Source organism: Micromonospora sp. SL4-19 (assembly GCF_047921475.1).
Lineage (GTDB): Bacteria > Actinomycetota > Actinomycetes > Mycobacteriales > Micromonosporaceae > Micromonospora.
Genome location: NZ_JBLROB010000012.1, coordinates 54205 through 71750, shown reverse-complemented (window position 1 = coordinate 71750; position 17546 = coordinate 54205). Strand labels below are relative to the sequence as shown.

Annotated in this window: 18 protein-coding genes and 1 tRNA gene; 9 read left to right on the top strand and 10 right to left on the bottom strand. The window is 72.5% G+C overall.

Features of this window, described 5'->3' with window-relative positions; genetic code table 11:
* Positions 1–308 precede the first annotated feature (308 nt).
* Positions 309–833 (top strand): RNA polymerase sigma factor, encoded by a 525-nt coding sequence (locus tag ACNAVT_RS17210; protein ID WP_416297448.1) that lies wholly within the window; start codon positions 309–311, stop codon positions 831–833.
* Positions 830–1999 (top strand): CU044_5270 family protein, encoded by a 1170-nt coding sequence (locus ACNAVT_RS17205; RefSeq protein WP_416297446.1) that lies wholly within the window; start codon positions 830–832, stop codon positions 1997–1999. Before ACNAVT_RS17210 ends, ACNAVT_RS17205 begins: the two co-directional genes overlap by 4 nt.
* Before the next feature lie 529 nt (positions 2000–2528).
* On the opposite strand, the gene ACNAVT_RS17200 is transcribed toward ACNAVT_RS17205, so the two are convergent.
* A tRNA-Tyr gene (locus ACNAVT_RS17200) sits at positions 2529–2612 on the bottom strand.
* A 147-nt stretch (positions 2613–2759) separates the two neighbouring features.
* Between ACNAVT_RS17200 and ACNAVT_RS17195 the strand changes: the two genes are divergently transcribed.
* From ACNAVT_RS17195 to ACNAVT_RS17185, 3 genes are all read left to right on the top strand, one after another.
* The gene (locus tag ACNAVT_RS17195; protein WP_416297444.1) at positions 2760–3254 is read left to right on the top strand and encodes a YajQ family cyclic di-GMP-binding protein; all 495 of its coding nucleotides are present in this window, start codon (positions 2760–2762) and stop codon (positions 3252–3254) included.
* Positions 3255–3467: 213 nt separating this feature from the next.
* Complete coding sequence (locus ACNAVT_RS17190; RefSeq protein ID WP_416297442.1) at positions 3468–3923, top strand: DUF4304 domain-containing protein; 456 nt, start codon at positions 3468–3470, stop codon at positions 3921–3923.
* Between the two features lie 9 nt (positions 3924–3932).
* Positions 3933–4454, top strand: coding sequence for an AAA family ATPase (locus tag ACNAVT_RS17185; protein WP_416297440.1), 522 nt, complete (start codon positions 3933–3935; stop codon positions 4452–4454).
* Between the two features lie 167 nt (positions 4455–4621).
* Here the strand turns inward: ACNAVT_RS17185 and ACNAVT_RS17180 are convergent, their stop codons facing one another.
* Positions 4622–5881, bottom strand: coding sequence for an MFS transporter (locus tag ACNAVT_RS17180; protein WP_416297438.1), 1260 nt, complete (start codon positions 5879–5881; stop codon positions 4622–4624).
* A 198-nt stretch (positions 5882–6079) separates the two neighbouring features.
* On the opposite strand from ACNAVT_RS17180, the gene ACNAVT_RS17175 reads away from it, so the two are divergent.
* Together ACNAVT_RS17175 and ACNAVT_RS17170 are read left to right on the top strand one after the other, a co-directional pair.
* A complete protein-coding gene (locus ACNAVT_RS17175; RefSeq protein ID WP_416297436.1) occupies positions 6080–6922 on the top strand; it encodes a DUF6065 family protein in 843 nt (280 codons plus the stop codon).
* Entirely contained in the window at positions 6922–8115 is a 1194-nt protein-coding gene (locus ACNAVT_RS17170; RefSeq protein WP_416297434.1) for an MFS transporter, read from the top strand. The genes ACNAVT_RS17175 and ACNAVT_RS17170 overlap by 1 nt, the downstream gene beginning before the upstream one ends.
* Positions 8116–8164: 49 nt before the next feature.
* Here ACNAVT_RS17170 and htpX read toward each other — a convergent pair whose 3' ends face one another.
* The 7 genes from htpX to ACNAVT_RS17135 form a co-directional block, all read right to left on the bottom strand.
* On the bottom strand, positions 8165–9043 hold the full coding sequence (gene htpX, locus ACNAVT_RS17165; RefSeq protein ID WP_416297432.1) for a zinc metalloprotease HtpX: 879 nt from the start codon (positions 9041–9043) through the stop codon (positions 8165–8167).
* 129 nt (positions 9044–9172) lie between these two features.
* Complete coding sequence (locus ACNAVT_RS17160) at positions 9173–10636, bottom strand: NADH-quinone oxidoreductase subunit N (protein ID WP_416297430.1); 1464 nt, start codon at positions 10634–10636, stop codon at positions 9173–9175.
* A gap of 55 nt (positions 10637–10691) precedes the next feature.
* Positions 10692–12197 (bottom strand): complex I subunit 4 family protein, encoded by a 1506-nt coding sequence (locus ACNAVT_RS17155; RefSeq protein WP_416297428.1) that lies wholly within the window; start codon positions 12195–12197, stop codon positions 10692–10694.
* Positions 12194–14119, bottom strand: a complete 1926-nt coding sequence (locus tag ACNAVT_RS17150; RefSeq protein ID WP_416297426.1) for an NADH-quinone oxidoreductase subunit L — start codon at positions 14117–14119, stop codon at positions 12194–12196. The genes ACNAVT_RS17155 and ACNAVT_RS17150 overlap by 4 nt, the downstream gene beginning before the upstream one ends.
* Complete coding sequence (gene nuoK, locus ACNAVT_RS17145) at positions 14116–14490, bottom strand: NADH-quinone oxidoreductase subunit NuoK (protein ID WP_416297424.1); 375 nt, start codon at positions 14488–14490, stop codon at positions 14116–14118. Before nuoK ends, ACNAVT_RS17150 begins: the two co-directional genes overlap by 4 nt.
* Positions 14487–15101 (bottom strand): NADH-quinone oxidoreductase subunit J, encoded by a 615-nt coding sequence (locus tag ACNAVT_RS17140; protein ID WP_416297422.1) that lies wholly within the window; start codon positions 15099–15101, stop codon positions 14487–14489. Before ACNAVT_RS17140 ends, nuoK begins: the two co-directional genes overlap by 4 nt.
* Positions 15098–15688, bottom strand: a complete 591-nt coding sequence (locus tag ACNAVT_RS17135) for a NuoI/complex I 23 kDa subunit family protein (RefSeq protein ID WP_416297420.1) — start codon at positions 15686–15688, stop codon at positions 15098–15100. Before ACNAVT_RS17135 ends, ACNAVT_RS17140 begins: the two co-directional genes overlap by 4 nt.
* A gap of 17 nt (positions 15689–15705) precedes the next feature.
* Here ACNAVT_RS17135 and ACNAVT_RS17130 point away from each other — a divergent pair, with 17 nt between their 5' ends.
* On the top strand, positions 15706–15969 hold the full coding sequence (locus ACNAVT_RS17130; protein ID WP_416297418.1) for a hypothetical protein: 264 nt from the start codon (positions 15706–15708) through the stop codon (positions 15967–15969).
* Here the strand turns inward: ACNAVT_RS17130 and ACNAVT_RS17125 are convergent.
* Positions 15950–16381: an ester cyclase gene (locus ACNAVT_RS17125; RefSeq protein ID WP_416297416.1), complete on the bottom strand. Its 432-nt coding sequence runs from the start codon at positions 16379–16381 to the stop codon at positions 15950–15952. The genes ACNAVT_RS17130 and ACNAVT_RS17125 overlap by 20 nt on opposite strands.
* 93 nt (positions 16382–16474) lie before the next feature.
* On the opposite strand from ACNAVT_RS17125, the gene ACNAVT_RS17120 reads away from it, so the two are divergent.
* On the top strand, positions 16475–17542 hold the full coding sequence (locus tag ACNAVT_RS17120; protein ID WP_416297415.1) for a glutathione S-transferase family protein: 1068 nt from the start codon (positions 16475–16477) through the stop codon (positions 17540–17542).
* Positions 17543–17546 lie beyond the last annotated feature (4 nt).

Genomic DNA, 17546 nt, shown 5'->3' with positions numbered 1-17546 from the left:
GCCGGCCAGGGCAACGAATTCACGGAGGGGCGGCCCAGGACGGCCACTGGGATCCAAACCTGCCCGGCATGTCACCCCCACGACGTCCGCAAGATCATCAGCGAGGCGACGGCCTGAAGGATCACCGACAACACGGGGAGAGCAGGCTAGGACATGGTCCGATGCCTACCTCCCGGAGGTGACCGGGTCGAAAACGGTGGCCGATGTAAGAAACGGCGCGCCCGAGACATTTCCTGGTGACGGAGAAACTCTGACAGGAAGGGCCGAAGCCAGTGCCAGATCCCCAACCGGACGATCATTTCAACGCTGTGTACCAGGCGCACTACCGGCAGGTGTATGCGTATGCCGTCACGCGCGCCGGTCGTCAGCTGGCCGATGAGGTCGTGGCCGAGACGTTCCTGGTGGCGTGGCGGCGGCTGCCGGAGCTGCCGAGGGCAACGCCGCTGCCATGGCTGCTTGCCGTCGCCCGCAACGTCGTGAGTGAGCGATACCGCGCGGAGGAACGGCAGCAGGCCGTCGCTGCCGAAATGCGCGCGTGGATCACCGAAGAGGAGTTCTCCGTCGCCGACGTGGCAGACGGCGTCGCCGAGCGGGCTGCGGTGCTCACGGCTCTGGCCCAATTGTCCGACGGCGACCGCGAATTGTTGACGCTGGTTGCCTGGCATGGGCTGGCGCCAGGTCACGCAGCTCGGGTCCTCGGCTGCTCTACAGCGACGTACTACGTGCGACTGCATCGCGCCCGGCGTCACTTGAAGGACGCCATGGCTGCCGCCACCGAACCGGAATTGCCTCGACCCGCCGCCACACTCGTCCCAAAGGAGTCCATCCGATGAGCCGCTCACCAAATGTTGTGGACCTGCTTGCCAAGGCCCGGCCGGCACGACTGGACCCACCACCGAACGGGGCCGAGCACACCGCACGAGCCGTTGCCGGCATCATGGCCAACGATTCGGCCGCCGAAGGGCGCGCCGCGCTCGACCAGCTCCGCAGGCCCAGGCGTCGGCGGGTGGCGTTGCTCGGGTCGGTGGGGGTGGCCGCGGCGGCCGTCACCGCCGTCGCGGTGGCCGTGGCCGTGCCAGGCGCCGCTCCTCGCAATGCACCCGATGCCGCACCCGGTATGGCGTCGCCGGCCCCGCAGAGGCCGATGGATGCTAGCCGGTTGTTGCTCGTGGCAGCCGAACGCAGCGACAAAGCCCCGCCGGCCGGCGGGCGCTATCTGACCATCCAGACGGAGAGCGGCTTCGCGGTGCCGATCGAGGCCGCCGACGGCACGTACACCATGTTCGACAGGAGCGGTAGCCAGTACTGGCTGGCCCGCTCCAGCGCCGCGCCCAGTTGGGTTATTGCGCAGTCGCTCGGCGCTGCGCCCGCCACGCCAAGTGATGAGGCCGCCTGGCGCCGCAACGGGTCCCCGGCCGTCATAAGGATCACCAAGCCGAAGCCGTTCGACCTGCAGATCGCCCCAGGCAAGGTCCACGGCAACACGGTCGACGCAGCGCACCTCTTCGCCCTCGGCGACCGAAACGTGTCGCAGGCACAACTCGATGCGCTGCCGACTGACCCGGTTGCCCTCCGCGGCGCATTGCTCAGCCGCTTTGACGGGGGAGGCAGCGACATGCCCACCGACCGCGACCAGTGGCTGCTCACCGTCGCCGCCCACGTGGTGATCGACCTGCCAGTCAGCAACGAGGTTCGCGCCGCCGCATACCGCATGCTCGCCACGTTGCCCCGGGTGCGCGGGCTGGGAGTCGTGCACGACATGCACGGCCGGCCCGGGCAGGCGATCGCGTTCACGCAGGACAGCCCCGGGAACGGCCGCTTTGAGGTGCGTCTGATCATCGACCCGGACACCGGGCAGGCCCTAGCCAAGGAGATGCGCGCGGTGGAGCCGCATGGCCCGTGGTCGTGGATCGCGCCGGGCACGCTGTCCACGTATCAGCTGGTACTCGTATCGAAAACCACCAACGACAACCCGCCGACGGTGGACGTCAAGAACTGACCTCCTGAACACCCGGCCGGCGTGCCGATGGTCGGTGTCGTACCACGTGTATGAGGCCTGCTCCGCGGCAACCGCTGCTCGACCAAGGTCGTTATCGCTGTGACGAGTGCCGTGGCAAGGTGGTCGACGATCACGGCTCCCCCCTTCGGCACTGAATGCAGCCCACTCCGGCGAAGCCCGGTACCAGCACCCGCCTGCTGATTGTCGGAGACCGCACGTACCCTGTGCTCCTAACCCGGCCGGTCTCAGCCACCCTTCATGGGACAGCGCGGCCACGGGGGGTGGGTATGGAAGGTCCCCGGAGCGATCCCGGGACTGGATGGAGAAAGTCCCCCGCGACCCACCCCCCGCCACGCGCGAGATCGAGTACCGGGGGCGTGATCCGTGATTCTCGGGGAACCGATGATCCAACGTGCCCGTTGCGTGCCCGATCGGCCGGTCGAGCAGGGGCAACAACGGTCAACCGCGACGAGAGACGACAAAGGCCCCTGACTTGCGTTTTCGCAGGTCAGGGGCCTTTGCCAGTCCCTGGTGGCGGGTAGAGGATTCGAACCTCTGTAGCTTTCGCGACGGATTTACAGTCCGCTCCCATTGGCCGCTCGGGCAACCCGCCAGGGCGTGCCACCGCGTAGAACGCGGCAGCGGAAGCAAGGATAGCGGTTGCCCCCGGGACTACCGCAACCGGGTACCGTCAGGGGGTCCCACCGCTGGTCAGCGGGGGACGGAACAGGACAGACCGCCGGACAGCAGGAGCATGAGCATGGCAGCGAACCCGTCGTTCGACATCGTGAGCAAGGTCGACCGGCAGGAGGTCGACAACGCCCTCCGCCAGGCGGAGAAGGAGCTCGCGACGCGGTTCGACTTCCGCGGCACCGGGGCGGAGATCTCCTGGTCGGGGGAGGAGGCGATCAGCCTCCAGGCGGAGACCGAGGAGCGGGTCCGGGCCGCCCTGGACGTCTTCAAGGAGAAGCTGGTCAAGCGAAACATCTCGCTCAAGTCGCTGGACGCCGGCGACCCGCGCTCCTCGGGCAAGATCTTCAAGATCGATGCGAAGGTGATCCAGGGCATCGACTCGGACAAGGCCAAGTCGATCAGCAAGAAGATCCGGGACGAGGGCCCGAAGGGCGTCCAGGCGCAGATCCAGGGCGACCAGCTCCGGGTCACCGGCAAGAAGAAGGACGACCTCCAGGCCGTCATCGCGCTGCTCAAGGGCGAGGACTTCGGAATCGCCCTTCAGTTCACCAACTACCGGTAGGCCTCAACCGCACTGTCCGGTCACCTACTGTGACCTGGGCGGCGGGCATCGTCGCCAACGGTCGTCGTTCGTCATCACTGACTGACGATCGACGACCTGGCGACGGCCTGGCAAGGTGGGTCGCGGACCGATGGCGGCCAGAAGCGGCCGTCCGGCGAAGGCTGCACCAGGAGGTTCAGCGCAGTGGCGCCTGCTCAGGACACGCTCCGGGAGATGCTGCGCCTGGTCGTGGCCCCGGCGTTGCGAGGCGCCGGTCTCAAGGGCTCCGGCACGCGGTATCGGCTGGATGGCGAGACGACGTGGGCGCGGATCGGATTCCGGTCTTCGCAATACAACCATGCCGATCTGGTCGAGTTCACGGTGAACCTCTGCGTCGTCGGCAGGCTTGCGTGGGAGTCGGCTCGCCGTGAGCGGCCGCATCTCCCCAAGGAGCCATCCCCGAACACCTTCTACGGGCCGTTGGTCTGGAATCACCGCATCGGGCGGCTCATGCCCTCTGGCCGGGATGAATGGTGGCGGCTGGATCGGCACAGCGACCCAGACGCAGTCGGAAAGAGCGTGGTAGCCGCGCTGCTGGACCACGGGCTTCCCGCCATGCGACGGGAACTGGCACGACCGGCCCCGGCCGCCAGAGCGAAGCCGGCTGGTTCGTCAACGCAAGCGGCCTGAGCTCACGGCATGGCGAAGGTCCTGATCACCGGGATGTCGGGCACCGGCAAGTCAACCGTGCTGCAGATCCTCGCCTCGCGCGGACACCGCACCGTCGATACCGACACCGACCAGTGGAGCCACTGGGTGACGCTGCCGGACGGATCGTCGGACTGGATCTGGCGCGAGCAGGCCATCGGCGACCTACTCGCCCGCCACCGCACCGGCAACCTGTTCGTGGCCGGTTGCAAGAGCAACCAGGGCAGGTTCTACCCGCAGTTCGACCACATCGTCCTGCTCAGCGCCCCCGCCGACGTGCTGCTGACCCGCATCGCCACCCGCACGAACAACCCCTACGGCAAGCGACCCGAAGAACGGGCCGCCATCCTGGAGCACCTGGCCGTCGTCGAGCCGCAACTGCGGGCCACCGCCACCACTGAGATCGACGCCTCGGCACCGATCGACTCGGTCGTCCGACAGCTCGAAGATCTCACGGGTCTCGCGGTAGACCGTAGGGGCGGCACTCCCCAGCGCGGCCGGCCCGAGGTCTGATGCCGGACTCAGCGCGCGAAGATCAGCAGCAGGATCACCGTGATGATCGCGCTGACCAGGATCGAGCCGAGGCAACCGATCCGGTTCGAGAAGAAGACGAACATTCCGGGGTTGTACCCGCCGAGGCGGCGTTGATCCCCGGTGACCCGCCGCCGCTCGGTGAGCGGTCAGGCGGCGAGCGACTGCTCGACGCGTACCGCTGCGGCCTCGGCGCGGGCGATCGGGCCGGCGGGCAGCGCGGCGACGGCGGCCCCGACGGCGACCGCCGCCCCGGCGAAGAGGAAGGCCCAGGGCACGCCGCCGGCGTGGTCGACGATCAGCCCGGCCACCGCGCCCCCGGCCGCGCTCGCCGCCACCGACATGGTGACCACCCAGGTGTACGCCTCGTTCAGCATGCCGGCCGGGGCGATCCGGCCGACCAGGGTGTTCTCCAGGGTGAGCGCGGGGGCGATGGTGGCACCGCCGAGCACCAGCGCGGCGCCGAGCGCCAGCGGCGTGGGCATCACCGCGTACACGGCGAAGCCGGCCGCCACCGCGCCGAGCAGCCAGGCGAACTGGCGGGTCATGTTGGCGGCCGGCCGACGTACGCCGAACCAGAAGCCTCCGACGGCGCTGCCGATGCCCCAGACGGCGAGCAGCACGCCGGCGAGGCTCTCCGGGTCGTCGGCGGTGGCGGTCCCGGCGAACGCCGGGACGATCACGCCCGCGGCACCGAACGCCACGCCGAGGCTGGCGACGCAGAGCAGCAGGGCCGGGAAGCCGCCGACCCGCAGCGGGCCGAGCCCCTTGGCGTGGTCCTCGTGCGGGTGCGGGCGCCAGCCCCGCATCACCCGGCCGAGCGCGATGGCGGTGGTCCCGACCAGGGTGACCACGGCGGACCCGACCAGCGCGGCGGCGGCGTCGGCGAACAGCACGAACCCGGCCACCAGCAGCGGGCCGAGCACGAAGACGACCTCGAAGAGCGAGGTCTCCGCGGCGAGCGCGGTGTTGCGCAGGTGGGACCGGCCGGAGGCGGGGGCGGTGAGGTCGTTCCAGGCACCTCGGATGGCGGCGGTCAGCGGCGGGTAGGTGGCCCCGGCGACCCCGGCCGCCAGGTAGATCAGGGCGAGGTTGCCGGCCCCGGACCCGCTGGCCCAGAGCAGCCCGAAGAGGGCCAGCGGGTGGGCGACGGCGGTGGCGAGCAGCACCGGGGTGGGGCCGACGCGGTCGGCGATCCGTCCGGCGACCGGGCTGAGCGCGGCACCGCAGAGCGCGTAGGTGCCGCCGGCAATCGCGGCGAGAGAGTACCGGTGGGTCACCTGCTCGACCACGAGCAGCAGCGCCAGCGGGGTCATGCCGATCCCGAGCCGGCCGATGATGCCGAGGACCAGCAGCATCGGCGCGCCGGGGATCCGCCAGACCCCCAGATATTGGCGCAGTGCGGCCACGGGTGCACCTCCGGTGCGGAACAGGTAACGGGTGGGAACCCTTCCGACCCTAACGCCGCAGATCGTCGCCGGGATGGTCGGCTCGCTCACACCGCCGGTCCGGACCGGGGCTGCCCCCGTGAGCGTCACAGGGTAGTTTCTGATCGACCCGAGTCCATGCCAGGACAGGCTCCGCCCCGATGACGCACGGAGGCCCCGGTGACCGGCACCGCCATCGAACCGCTGCGGGTAGAGATCTACTCGTTGTACCCCGACGCCCGGCCCGCCGAGGCCGCCTCCTCCAGCGTCCGGGGTTCACTGCCGGTCCGGGCGGTGCAGCACTGTCCTCCGGTGGCGGCCGGGTCCGGGCTCGGCTGGTACGTCTACCCGCCCGCGGACTTCGCGCTGTGCTGGGACGGGCACGAGACCGAGTGGAGCCCGCTGGAGGAGAACGAGCCGGTCGGCTGGCGCTCGCTGGCCGGCGGGTACGACGCCCGGCTGCCCGACGCGGCCACCCAGCTGGCGGACGTCCCCGAGCGGTTCCGGGCCGACCTGGACATCTTCGACCGGTACGGCGGCACCCTGCCGTTCCTCGACGCCGACCCCCGGGCCTCGAACACGATCGAGATGGTGACCGGCGTGGTGGCCCGCACCTCGCCGGGCTGGTGCCTGCTGGCCCGGGGCGTGCCCAACTGGCCCGCCCAGCGCGGGGTGCAGCTCTACGAGGGCGTGGTGGAGACCGACTGGTACACCTCGTTCCTGCCGACCATCATGCGCCTCACCGAGCCCGGCCAGGTGGTGCGCTTCTATCGGAACATCCCCCTCATGTGCCTGCAACCGGTGCACCGGTCGGTGCTGGAGGCGAGCCGCAAGGCCGAGCTGGTGACCGGGCAGGGCCTCGCGGAGTGGCCGGACGACGTGTGGCGTGAGCTCGTCTCGCTGCGCCGCCGCCGCCAGGACCCGGAACTGCGCAGCACCTACCGGCGGGAGCAGGCCCGCCGGCTGCGGGAGAACGCCAACTACCAGCCGATCGGAGCCGAGGAAGCGGACCAGCCGAGCTGATGACGGACGCCGACGAACGACTCGCACCGCCGCCCGGCTACCGGGCACTGTTCCGCCACCCGGTCGCGTCGCGACTGGTCACCGCACGAGGCATCTCCGAGCTGGGCGACTTCGTCGGGCTGGCCGCGCTGCTGCTGCTGGCGTACGACCAGACCCACTCGGTGCTCGGCCCGGCCGCCGTGTACGCCGCCCGGACGCTGCCCGCGCTGCTGGTCGCGACCGTGTTCAGCGGTTGGCTCGACGTGCCGGCCCGGCGCACCATGCTGGTCTGGCTCTCGCTGGCCGGCGCGGTGGTGATCGCGATTCCGACCGTGGTGCCCCAGCCGCTGCCGGCGATCGTCGCCGCCGGCCTGCTGGGCGCGGTGCGGGCCGCGTACGCCAGCGTCAACGTGGCGATCGCCGCCGAGGCGGTGGACACCCCGCTGCGCCTGCCGCTGTTCGGCCTCTCCGCCTTTGCCAACCAGGTGGGCCAGGTGACCGGCCTGCTCGCCGGGGCCAGCGTGACCGTGGCGCTCGGTGCCCGGGTGGCGCTCCTGATCGACCTGGTGTCGTTCCTGATCGCCGCAGTCGTGCTGGCTGGACTCCCGGCCGGCAGGGGCGAGCGTCGTGCCCGCCCGCCGGCCAACGCCGGCGTACGCACCATCGTCGGTCACCCGGTGCTGCGGGGCGTCGCCGTGCTCACCCTCGCCACGATGATCTCCGGTGCGTTGCCGGAGACCCTGGCCCCGGAACTGGCCCGCGACGGGTGGCGGCCGGTCGTGCTGGCCGCCTCGGCGCTCGGTGGCGCGGTCTTCGTGCTGATGGCGGGGCGGCGGGCCTGGCTGGCCCGGGTGACCGGCCAGGTGGCGGCCGCGGCCGGGTTGGGCGTGGCGCTGCTGCTGGCCGCCGCGCTGGTCGGCCTCAACGCGCCGTCCTGGGCGCTGGCCGGGGCGAACGCGCTGATCGGCGCCGGCGGCGGCTGGCTGATCGGGGCGCAGGCCACCTTCGCCCGGCTGGCGCCGCGGGAGCGGATGGGGCAGGTGGAGGCGACCATCGTGGCCGCCAACATCGTCGTGGCCGGCTGCGGGATCTTCCTGCTCGGCAGCACCGCCCAGCTGTTCAGCCCAGCCGCCGCCTACCTGGTGGCGGGGGTGGTGCTGCTCGCCGCCGTGCTGCTCACCCGGCCGGACCGGTTGCCCGAGGCGACCTCCTGAGACACGACTGTGCCCGCGTCCGGGGGACGCGGGCACAGTCGTCGGTCGGTCAGCGCTGGAACTGCACCGGCCCGCTGTTGCGAGCCATCTGCTCCAGCCGGGCCACCCGCTGCTCCATCGGCGGGTGGGTGGCGAACAGCGCGGCGATGCCGCCGCCCCGCTTGAACGGGTTGTCGATCATCAGGTGGGCGGTGCTGGTGAGCTGGCCCTGCGGGGGCAGCGGGCGCATCTGCGTACCCATGTGGATCTTGCGCAGGGCGCTGGCCAGGGCCAGCGGGTCCCGGCTCAGCTCGGCACCGGACTGGTCGGCCTGGAACTCACGGCTGCGGCTGATCGCCAGTTGGATCAGGGTGGCCGCGATCGGGCCGAGGATCATGGTGAGCAGCAGCACCGCCGGGTTCGGGCCGTCCTCGTCGTCGGACGAGCCCAGCGGGATGAACCAGGCGATGTTGGCCAGCATGGTGATGATGCCGGCCAGACCGGCCGCCACGCTGGAGATCAGGATGTCCCGGTTGTAGACGTGCGACAACTCGTGCCCGATCACGCCACGCAGCTCGCGGTAGTCGAGGATCTCGACGATCCCCTGGGTCACACAGACCGCCGCGTTCTGCGGGTTGCGCCCGGTGGCGAACGCGTTGGGCTGCGACGTGGGGCTGACGTAGAGGCGGGGCATCGGCTGGCCCGCCTGGGTCGACAGCTCACGGACCATCCGGTACAGCTCGGGGAACTGTGCCTCGCTGACCGGTTGCGCCCCCATCGAGCGCAGTGCGAGCTTGTCGGAGTAGAAGTAGGTGACGCCGTTCATCAGCAACGAGACGACGACGGCGATGACGAGGCCGCCGCTCCCCCCGAACCAGTAGCCGACCGCGAGGATCAGCGAGGTCAACAGGCCGAGCAGCGCTGCGGTCTTCAGACGGTTGTGATGCACGATCGCTCCTTCGGTGCGCGGACCCGCGCGGGGACCCGCTGACCGGTTCAACACCACCGGTACCCGTCAACCATCCTGCCCATGGCTGAGAGTTGGCTGGGAATTCCTGGGAACAGGCTGAGCCGGGCCTCAGCGAACCGCCGCGTCGAGCACCAACTGCGGGGCGAAGCCGACCACCACGGCCAGCGCGGTGGCGACCCCGAGGGCCACGACCACCACCCGCGCCGGGCGGGCCGGGACCGGTCCGGGTGCCGCGTAGAGGGTGGCGGCCAGGCGCAGGTAGTAGGCCAGGCCGATGACCGCGTTCAACGCCACCACCAGGGCGAGCCAGCCCGCGTGCCCGGCCAGCAGCGCACGGACCACGGTCACCTTGGCGAACAACCCGGCCAGGCCCGGCGGCAGGCCGGCCAGCCCGATCAGGGCGAGCGCGAACGCGCCGCCCACCCACGGGTGCCGGCGGGCCGCCCCGCGCAGGTCGGCCAGGGCACCACCGTCGCCGTCCGCCGGGCGCAGCGCCACCACCGCCGCGAAGGCGGCCAGCTCCAGCAGGACGAAGAAGACAGCGTACGCAACGGCCGCCGCGTACGCCTCGGCGCGGGCGTCGGCGGTGCGACCGCCGGCCAGCGCGAGCGCGCCCAGCGGGGCGAGGATGTAGCCGGCCTGGGCCACCGAGGACCAGGCGAGCAGCCGGACCGTGCGCCGCTGGCGCAGCGCCACCAGGTTGCCGACCGTCATGGTGAGCACCGCGAGCGCGGCGAGCACCGGGCCGGTCACGGTGGCCGGCAGCGCCCGCTGCACCACCGCGAGCAGAGCCACCACGCCGCCCAGCTTCGAGGCGGTCGACAGGTACGCGGCCACCGGTAGCGGCGCGCCGTCGTACGTGGCGGGCGCCCAGGCGTGGAACGGCACCGCGGCGATCTTGAACGCCAGCCCGGCCACCAGCAGCGCCACCGCGACCGCGGTCAGCGGCAGGTCGCGCAGGTCCTCCCGGCCGGCCAGGATGGCGCCGAGCCGGTCCAGGTGCAGGGCCCCGGTCAGCGCGTAGAGCAGCGCCGCGCCGAGCAGGGCCACCGTGGCGGCCACCACACTGACCACGAAGAAGGTGACCGCCGCCTCGGCCCCGGCCAGGCTGCCGCGGCGCAGCCCGACCAGCACGTAGAGCGGCAGGGTGAGCGTCTCCAGGGCGACGATCAGGGTGATCAGATCGCCGGCCGCGCCGAGCACCACGCCGCCGGCCATCGCGCAGGCGAGCAGGAAGCAGTATTCCCCCACCGGGGTCCGGCCGGCCCGCAGCAGCGGGACCGACAGCGCCAGCACGCCGAGGGTGAGCAGGGCGAAGACCGTCGCGACCAGGGCGGCCCTGCCGCCGTACACGTACGAGCAGTCGGCGCCGACGCAGAAGGTGCGCCGCTCGCCGCCCGTGCCGACCAGGGCCGCGCCGAGCGCGGTGGCCGCCGCGCCGGCCGCGGCCACGGCCACGGTGGCAGCGGCGCGGGCCACCAGCAGGTCGGCCAGGAGCACGAGCACGGCCGTGCCGCCGGCCAGGTATGCCGGCAGCAGCGCCACGTGGTCAACGCTCTGCACGAGACTCATGGGAGCTCACCTTCGTTCGCGGCCGCGGGGCTCCGCTGCGCCGCACTCCTCGCGCTCAATCGAAGACCGCCAGCAGGGCGTTGACCGGGCCGGCGGCGTAGGACAGCACGAGTGCCGGGGCCAGGCCGACGGCCAGGGCGAGCAGCACCAGCGGAGCCCAGGCGGTCAGCTCCGCCCCGGCCAGCCCCGGCGCGAGCCGCCCGACCGCCGGGCTGGGCCGACCGTGACTGACCCGGCGCAGCAGCCGCAGGAAGTACGCGGCCGCCAGCGCCCCGCCGAGCGCGGCCAGCACCGCGAGGGTGACCCAGAACCCACCTCCCCGCCGGACGGCGGCGACCACGGCGAACGCCTCCCCCCAGAAGCCGGCCAGCCCGGGCAGCCCCAGCGAGGCGACCGCCGCGAAGCCGAGCAGCCCGGCCAGCCGGGGCGCGGTCTCCCGGAGCCCGGACAGCTCGGCGAGCGATCCGGTGTGCGTACGGTCCTTGATCGCCCCGGCCAGGAAGAAGAGCAGGCCGGTGATCACGCCGTGCGCGATGTTGCCGATCAGCGCGGCCTCCAGGCCGGTGGCGGTGAGCGTGGCCACCCCGAGCAGCACGAAGCCCATGTGTCCGACGCTGGAGTAGGCGATCAGCCGCTTCAGCTCGTCCTGCGCGAGGCAGACCAGGCCGCCGACGAGGATCGCCGCGACGGCGAGCACCCCGAGCACCGGGGCGGCCCAGCGGGCGCCCTCCGGGGCCACCCCGACCGCGACCCGGATCAGGCCGTACGTGCCCATCTTGAGCAGCACCCCGGCGAGGATCACGCTGCCGACGGTGGGCGCCTGGGTGTGCGCGTCGGGCAGCCAGGAGTGCAGCGGCCAGAGCGGGCTCTTCACCGCGAAGGCGAGCGCCAGCAAAGTGAACGCGGCGAGCTGGGTGCCCCGGGAGAGCCCCGCGCCGCCGGTCAGCGCCACCAGGTCGGCGGTGCCGGCGGCGGCCACCACCACGTAGACACCGACCAGCAGCAGCACCGAGCCGAAGAGGGTGTAGAGGGCGAACTTGCGGGCCGCCCGTCGCCGGTCGTCGCCGCCCCAGCCGGCGATGATCGCGTACATCGGCAGCAGGACGACCTCGAAGAAGAGGAAGAAGAGCACCAGGTCGAGGGCGAGGAAGGTGCCCAGGATGCCCACCTCGACCACCAGCAGCAGCGCGACCAGGGCCCGGCCGCTGCCGCCACCCTCGGGCACCCGCCACAGCGTGTATCCGCAGCAGAGCAGGGTGAGCAGCGCGGTGAGCACCACCAGCGGCCAGGAGATTCCGTCCACGCCGAGGTGGAAACGCAGGTCCAGGCCGGGCACCCAGGGCAGGTCGAGCTGGTGCCAGGGCTGCACGGCCGGCCGGGGGCCGTAACCGAACCAGCCGTGGTCACCGCCGACCAGCGGCAGCGTGGCGAGCAGGGTCAGTGCGGCGGCGGCCGTGCCCGCCAGCCGGCCGGCCCGGTCGCCCGGGGTGGCGACGGTCGCGACCGCACCCAGCGCGGGCACCGCGAGCACCGCGACCAGCAGGAACTCTCCGAAACTCATGTCGCCACCCCGATCAGTGCGACGGCGAGGCCGATCAGCAGCGCACCGGCCAGCACGCCGGCCGCCGCGCGGGGCAGCGCCGCCCGGTGCAGCGCGGCCAGCCCGCCGCCCAGCCCCACGGCGGCGTGGCCGCTCCCCTCCACCAGGCCGTCCACCCCCAGCTCGTCCCCGGTGCGCACGGCTCGGGCGAGCGCGGTCGTCGGGCGTACGACGAGGGCGTCCTGGACGTCGTCGAGCCGGAACGCCCGGGCGAAGACCGGCCGCAGCGGACCCAGGAAGCGGGCCGGGTCGGCGGCCGGGTCGCGCCGCCAGCCGGCCCAGGCGACGCCCGACCCGACCAGCAGCAGCACCAGCGGCAGCACCAGGTTCGGCGCGAGGTGGACCAGCTCGACGGCCTCCCCGGTGCGGTCGGCCGGAACGCGGAGGCGGTCGGCGAACCACGGCGCGAAGGCGGCCAGGCCGAGCAGCGCGGCGGGGACCGCGAGCAGCAGCACCGGCCAGCGCAGCACCGCCGGCGGGTCGTGCGGGTGGGTCAGCGGCAGCCGGGCCACGCCGAAGAAGGTACGCAGCAGCAGGCGGGTGGCGTACCAGGCGGTGACCGCGACGCCGAGCAGCCCGGCCAGCCAGACCAGCCAGCCGACCCAGGCGTAGCTCGGGCCGGTGCCCTCCAGTGCGGTGGCCTCGGCAGCGGCGAGCACGCCGTCCTTGCTCCAGAAACCGGAGAGCGGCGGCAGCCCGGCGAGCGCGCCGAGACCGATCACCATGCACCAGAAGGTGATCGGCATGGCGGTCCGCAGGCCGCCCATCCGCGACATCAGGGTGGTGCCGACGGCGTGGATCACCACGCCTGCGGCGAGGAAGAGCAGCGCCTTGAACGCGGCGTGGGTGAGCAGGTGGAACAGTGCCGCGGCGGGCGCGCCGACGGCGAGCGCCCCGGTCATGTAACCGATCTGGGAGACCGTCGACCAGGCCAGCACCCGCTTGATGTCGTCCTGTGCGGTGGCGGCGAACGCGCCCAGCAGCAGGGTGACCGCCGCCATCACCCCGAGCACGGCGAGGGCGGCCGGGGCCCGCTCGAAGAGCGGGAAGAGCCGGGCCACCACGTACACCCCGGCGGCGACCATGGTGGCGGCGTGGATCAGGGCGGAGATCGGCGTGGGGCCGGCCATCGCGTCCGGCAGCCAGGTGTGCAGCGGGAACTGGGCGCTCTTGCCGGCCACCCCGGCGAGCAGCAGCAGGCAGGCGGCGGTGAGGATTCCGGCCGGGTAGTCGTGGGCGAGCACGTCGGAGATCCGGAAGCTGCCGGCGCCGACGCCGAGCAGCGCGATGCCGAGCAGGAAACCGACGTCACCGACCCGGGTCACCAGGAACGCCTTCACCGCGGCGGCCGGTGCCTCGGCCAGCCGCCGGTCGTGGGCGATGAGCAGATAGGAACAGATGCCCATCACCTCCCAGCCGACCAGCAGCAGGATCAGGTCGCCGGAGACCACCACGGTCAGCATCGCGGCGGTGAAGAGGCTGATCTGCGCGGCGTACGGCGGGTAGCGGTGGTCCACCTCGACGTCGTCGTGCGGGCCGCGCTTCAGGTAGCCGATCGAATAGACCTGCACGGCCAGGGCCACCGCGGTCACCGCCGTGGCGACCAGCACCGCCACCCCGTCCAGCCGGTAGCCGAAGGTGACCGCCGGCCCGCCCAGGTCCACCCAGGTGGTGGAGCCCTCGACCGGGTGACCCACCCGGACCAGCAGCACCACCGCCGCCAGCAGGGCCACCGCCGCGCCGGACACGCCGAGCGCGATCGCCACTCGCCGGGCCGGGTCCTCGCCGGTCGTCGCGCCGCGCGGCGACGGTGGCAGCAGCAGCCCGATCAGACCCACGAGCAGGGGTACGCCCGGCAGCGCCACCGCGAGCAGTCCGGTCACTTGTCTCCCTCCGGCCCGTCGACGGCCGCTCCCGGCACCGCCCCTCCGGTGGACACGGGCAGCGGCGGCTCGGCCAACGGCACGTCGTCCACCGCGACGCTGGCCCGCAGCCGGTAGAGCTGGAGCACGATGGCCAGCCCGACGCCGATCTCGGCGGCGGCGAGCACGATCACGAAGAGCGCGAAAACCTGGCCGGCGTGCGGGAGCTGGGCCCGGACCATGGTGTCGGCGGTGACCAGGATCAGGTTGACCGCGTTCAGCATCAGCTCGACGGCCATCAGCACCAGGACGGCGTTGCGCCGGCGCAGCACGCCGTAGACGCCGAGGCCGAAGAGCAGCGCGGCGGTGACATACGGGATGACCGGCCTCACGCGCGACCGCCCTCGTCGCCGACGGTGACCTTGGCGTCGGTCGGCTCGCGCCGCACGGGCGGGCCGCCCGACGGCCGGCCGTGACCGGCCGGGGCGCCGGCCGTCGTCGTGCCGGGCCGGCCGATGTCGGTGCGGGAGAGCACGATCGCACCGACCAGCGCGGCGAGCAGCAGCACCGAGAGCACCTCGAACGGCAGCACCCAGGAACGGAACACCTGTTCGCCCAGGCGGTCGGCGGTGCCCGCGGCGGGCAGCTCGACCCGGGACCAGCGGAACGCGTCGACCAGCAGCACGGCCAGGCCCAACCCGCTGCCGCCGCCGATCAGCGCGGCCGGCCAGCCGGGCCGGTCCAGGTCGTCCGAGGCGCCGATCGGGGCCCGGGTCAGCATCACCGCGAAGAGCAGCAGCACCACCACCGCGCCGACATAGATCAGCACCTGCACCCAGGCGACCAGCTCGGCGGTGAGCACCAGGTAGTCACCGGCCAGCGCGCCCAGGCAGACCACCAGCCAGAGGCCGGCCCGGACCAGGTGCCGGGTGCCCACCACCAGCGCGCCGGCCCCGACCGCCACCGCACCGAGGGCGAGCAGCAGCACGTCCGCACCGGTCATGAGGTCGCGCCTCCGCCCTGCTCGGCGCGGGGCTCGGACCGCGCCGGGGAAGGGGCCGGACGCGCGGCGGGGGACGCCGCCTTGCGGGCGGCGGTGGTCTCCTCCTTGGACGGTTCGCCCTGCGGGTCGTGGGCCGCCGGCGGCGGGACGGTGGCCATCCACTCGCCGAGGTGGTCCTTGTCGTGCAGCAGGTCCTTGATGTCGTACTCGGCGTACTCGAACTCCGGGGACCAGTAGAGCGCGTCGAACGGACAGACCTCGACGCAGATGCCGCAGTACATGCAGAGCGAGAAGTCGATGTCGAACCGGTCGAGCACGTTGCGCTGGCGGGGGCGGGCGGCGCCGGGCACCGCCACCTCCTCCTTGTGGGAGTCGATGTAGATGCACCAGTCCGGGCACTCCCGGGCGCAGAGCATGCAGACCGTGCAGTTCTCCGTCAGCAGCGCGATCACCCCGCGCGAGCGGGGTGGCAGCTCGGGGGCCACGTCCGGGTACTGCTGGGTGGTCGAACGGCGGGTCATCGTCTTCAGCGTTACCGCCAGCCCCTTCGCCAGCCCCTGGCCGGGCACGCCGCTCCGCTCGCTCATGCCACCCATCCTGCCCTGTGCCCCCGACGCGCGCGACCACCACCCGGGGCAAGGGGGCGGTACGGTGGCTGGCGGGGAGAACGACGCACCGGTACGCCGAGGCGGACATCCCCTACTTCTGGCGGATCGAGACCGAGGCGGGCATCGTGGTGCACGCGCACAAGCTCGACCCGATGAAGCGGATCTACGTCGAGCAGGCCCGGATGGCCGACGGCATTCTTCTGCCCGAGCCCTGGGAGATCGACATCCCGCTCGACCGGATCACTCCCCGGTCGCGGTGAGCCCGGGCGGGGGCGGGAGCATCTCGACGCCAAGCTGTTGGAGGACCTGGAACAGCTCGTTGACGCTCCACACGTCCACGATCCGGCCACTGTCGTCGAACCGCAGGAAGGTCGCCCCGGAGTAGCTGACCACCCGGCCGGTCGGCGGCACCGGGCCGAACTGGCCGGCCTGGGTGCCGGCGGCACGCCAGTGCACGGCCACCCGGTCGCCGGCGGCCACCACGTCCACGATCTTGTAACGCAGGTCCGGGAAGGCCGCCCGCCGGTCCCGGTGCCAGGCCAGCGTGGCCGCCGGCCCGGTCCCGCGCAGCCCCGGGCAGTCCTCGGCGACCAGCTCGTACGCGGTCTCCTCGCGGGTCGCGTTCCACACGTCGGCGATGAAGCGTCGGGCCGCGGCTCCCACATCGGTCACCGCGGCAGCCTAGCCCCGATCGCCGCACGGGCCTGCCGCACCGGCCCCCAGCGACCATGATGGGACAGGACGACGGCGACGGGAGGCGGAGGCATGGTGAGCGCGAGCGGCGACGAGATCCTGAACCGGACCGGCGGCAAGTATGTCGAGCCGGGCAGCGAGTTCACCCGGGACCAGCGCTACATCGCCACGCGGATCACCGCGGACGGGCGGGACGGCTGGCCGGTGGAGCCCGGCCGGTACCGGCTGGCGGTGAGCCGGGCCTGCCCGTGGGCGAGCCGGCTGATCATCACCCGTCGGCTGCTCGGCCTGCAGGACGCCATCTCGATGGCGGTGGCCGGGCCGACCCACGACAAGCGGAGCTGGACCTTCGACCTGGACCCGGGCGGGCGGGACCCGGTGCTCGGCATCGAGCGGCTGGCCGAGGCGTACTTCAAGCGCTTCCCCGGATACGAGCGGGGCATCACCGTGCCGGCGATCGTGGACGTGCCGACCGGGCAGGTGGTCACCAACGACTACGCGCAGATGGGCCTGGACCTGGCCACCGAGTGGACGGCGTATCACCGCGAGGGGGCGCCGGAACTCTACCCGGAGCGGCTGCGGGACGAGATCGACGAGGTCAACGCGGTCGTGTTCAAGGACGTGAACAACGGCGTCTACCGGTGCGGCTTCGCCGGCAGCCAGGAGGCGTACGAGAAGGCGTACCACCGGCTGTTCGACCGGCTGGACCAGCTCAGCGAGCGGCTGGCCGGGCAGCGCTATCTGGTCGGCGACACGATCACCGAGGCGGACGTACGACTGTTCACCACGCTGGTCCGGTTCGACCCGGTCTACCACGGCCACTTCAAGTGCAACCGGCAGAAGCTGACCGAGCAGCCGGTGCTCTGGGCGTACGCCCGGGACCTGTTCCAGACCCCCGGCTTCGGCGACACGGTCGACTTCGACCACATCAAGCGGCACTACTACGAGGTGCACCGGGACATCAACCCGACGGGCGTGGTGCCGCTCGGTCCCGACCTGTCGAACTGGCTCACCCCGCACGGCCGCGAGGCCCTCGGCGGCCGTCCCTTCGGCGACGGCACCCCGCCCCCGCCCCCGCTCGAACCCGTCGACCCCGCGCACACTCCGCTGCGCTCCGGGTTTCTCTACGGGAGGGGTTGAGCAG

Coding starts and splice junctions, on each gene's coding strand:
- ACNAVT_RS17120 (WP_416297415.1), top strand. CDS start 16,475: ATGGTGAGCGCGAGCGGCGACGAGATCCTGAACCGGACCGGCGGCAAG.
- ACNAVT_RS17185 (WP_416297440.1), top strand. CDS start 3,933: ATGGCGAAGGTCCTGATCACCGGGATGTCGGGCACCGGCAAGTCAACC.
- ACNAVT_RS17195 (WP_416297444.1), top strand. CDS start 2,760: ATGGCAGCGAACCCGTCGTTCGACATCGTGAGCAAGGTCGACCGGCAG.
- ACNAVT_RS17135 (WP_416297420.1), bottom strand. CDS start 15,688: ATGAGCGAGCGGAGCGGCGTGCCCGGCCAGGGGCTGGCGAAGGGGCTG.
- ACNAVT_RS17170 (WP_416297434.1), top strand. CDS start 6,922: ATGACGGACGCCGACGAACGACTCGCACCGCCGCCCGGCTACCGGGCA.
- ACNAVT_RS17140 (WP_416297422.1), bottom strand. CDS start 15,101: ATGACCGGTGCGGACGTGCTGCTGCTCGCCCTCGGTGCGGTGGCGGTC.
- ACNAVT_RS17190 (WP_416297442.1), top strand. CDS start 3,468: ATGCTGCGCCTGGTCGTGGCCCCGGCGTTGCGAGGCGCCGGTCTCAAG.
- ACNAVT_RS17155 (WP_416297428.1), bottom strand. CDS start 12,197: ATGAGTTTCGGAGAGTTCCTGCTGGTCGCGGTGCTCGCGGTGCCCGCG.
- ACNAVT_RS17160 (WP_416297430.1), bottom strand. CDS start 10,636: ATGAGTCTCGTGCAGAGCGTTGACCACGTGGCGCTGCTGCCGGCATAC.
- ACNAVT_RS17205 (WP_416297446.1), top strand. CDS start 830: ATGAGCCGCTCACCAAATGTTGTGGACCTGCTTGCCAAGGCCCGGCCG.